Below are 1,133 nucleotides of genomic sequence, written 5' to 3'. Positions count from 1 at the left end.
GTGGTGGTCGAGGCCACCCGCCGCGGCGCTCAAGCCGGCTGGACGCTGCGCGTTCAGGACACCCGCTTCGAAGGCGCGCTTTCAACGCTTACCGGCGACGCGGTGGCGATCACTCTGGACGGCCACCGCCGGCGCTACCAGGCCCAGCTCGACGGCGACACCCTGGTGCTGGCCGAGCCCGAGGGTGAAACGCGGCTTCGCTGGCAGCGCCTGGACGCGCTGAACCACGCCGGGCGCGAGGCCGAGGCGAGTTTTACCGCGCCCATGCACGGCACCGTGGTGGCGCTTCTGGTCGAGCCCGGCGCGCCGGTAGAAAAAGGGACGCCCCTGATGGTGATGGAGGCGATGAAGATGGAACACACGCTCAGCGCGCCCGCCGACGGCATCGTCGAACAGTTTCGCTTCGCCGCCGGCGACAGCGTCGGCCAGGGGGATGTGCTGCTGGCGTTCGCCGCCACCAAAGAGGCCGCGTCATGACCCTGCCCCAACGCGTACGTCTGGTCGAAATGGCCCCGCGCGACGGGCTGCAGAACGAGCCCGGCGAGGTAGTGGCCACCGCCATCAAGATCGAGCTGATCGAGCGCCTGGCGCGGGCGGGGCTTTCCCACATCGAGGCGACGAGCTTCGTCTCGCCCAAATGGGTGCCGCAAATGGGCGACGCCCGGGAGGTGATGGCAGGCCTTCAGCGCGCGCCGAACGTCACCTACTCGGCGCTGACCCCGAACCTCAAGGGGCTCGAGAACGCGCTGGAAGCACGGGTGAGCGAGGTCGCGGTGTTCGCCGCCGCTTCTGAAGCGTTCTCGCAAAAAAACATCAACTGCTCGATCGAGGAGTCGCTGGCGCGCTTCGAGCCGGTGATGGAACGCGCCTTTGATGCAAGGGTGCGGGTGCGCGGCTACGTCTCCTGCGTGCTGGGCTGCCCTTATGAAGGCGAGATCGCCCCGCGTCAGGTCGCCCGGGTGGCAAAAGCGTTATATGAGATGGGCTGCTTCGAGGTGTCGCTTGGCGACACCATCGGCGTGGGCACGCCGCTGGCGGCCCGACGGATGATCGACGAAGTGGCCAGGGTCGTCCCCGTCGAGCACCTGGCGGCGCACTTTCACGACACCTACGGCATGGCGATCGCCAACCTG

2 protein-coding genes are annotated in these 1,133 nt (G+C 68.0%); both read left to right on the top strand.

Features of this window, described 5'->3' with window-relative positions:
* Positions 1–477: acetyl-CoA carboxylase biotin carboxyl carrier protein subunit (locus BIS11_RS18170; RefSeq protein WP_301286519.1), on the top strand; the 477-nt coding region annotated here is incomplete at its 5' end.
* Positions 474–1,133, top strand: a 660-nt coding sequence (locus tag BIS11_RS18165) for a hydroxymethylglutaryl-CoA lyase (RefSeq protein WP_253586806.1), incomplete at its 3' end; no start/stop codon positions are given. The genes BIS11_RS18170 and BIS11_RS18165, both read left to right, overlap by 4 nt.

This window comes from Halomonas sp. 707D4, assembly GCF_024158685.1.
In the GTDB taxonomy this organism is placed as follows: domain Bacteria; phylum Pseudomonadota; class Gammaproteobacteria; order Pseudomonadales; family Halomonadaceae; genus Vreelandella.
This window is presented reverse-complemented; position numbering and strand designations above follow the sequence as displayed.